Source organism: Bradyrhizobium sp. (assembly GCF_016462955.1).
Taxonomy (GTDB): domain Bacteria; phylum Pseudomonadota; class Alphaproteobacteria; order Rhizobiales; family Xanthobacteraceae; genus Bradyrhizobium.
In genome coordinates this window covers 6,045-6,616 of sequence record NZ_JAEMSD010000382.1, presented here as the reverse complement: position 1 = coordinate 6,616, position 572 = coordinate 6,045, and the positions used below count along the sequence as shown (strand labels likewise).

Annotated in this window: 1 protein-coding gene; it reads right to left on the bottom strand. The window is 64.5% G+C overall.

What is annotated here, in order from left to right; all coding sequences use genetic code 11:
• Window positions 1-280 precede the first annotated feature (280 nt).
• Window positions 281-572, bottom strand: a 292-nt coding sequence (locus tag JHD07_RS29020) for a Crp/Fnr family transcriptional regulator (protein ID WP_291628398.1), incomplete at its 5' end; no start/stop codon positions are given.

The window sequence follows — 572 nt, the reverse complement described above, 5'->3', positions numbered from 1 at the left end:
AGGGACCGCGAAGCGGTCGTCTCGAAGGGCGAGGCGCGTGCTCAGGTCTTTCAAAGACCCATATGCGATTGCCCTGCGCTTGCGAGAGAGGTTGGGGAGAGGGTATTTCCGCGATGGGATAATCTTCTAGAGGAGAAAGCCCTCGCCCGCGCCGGAGCCTGTCATCGGGCCCGCCTTCGGCGCGACCCGGTGGGCGCGACCTCTCCCGCAAGCGAGAGAGGTTGCACCGAGCCCGTGGCGATCGATTCAACCTCAGGCCATTCCGCTTCAGGCAGACGCGTCACTCGCCGTCGAGGCCGCTCTCGGCGAGGTCGCGTAGCGCATCCGTATTTAGCACGACGATGGCGCCGTGTTCGAGGCGGACCCAGTTGCGGCCGGCCCAGGCGCGCAATTGCTTGTTGATGCTCTCGCGCGTCATCCCGACCATCTCGCTGATCTCCTGCTGCGTGATGGCAAGCGTTCCGCTACCGGAATCGAGCTTGCGTTCTTCGGTGAGACCGAGCAGCGCGCTGGCAAGCCGGCCCGGCAAATTCTGGAGAATCACCTGCTCGACCTGCTGACTGGTCCAGCGC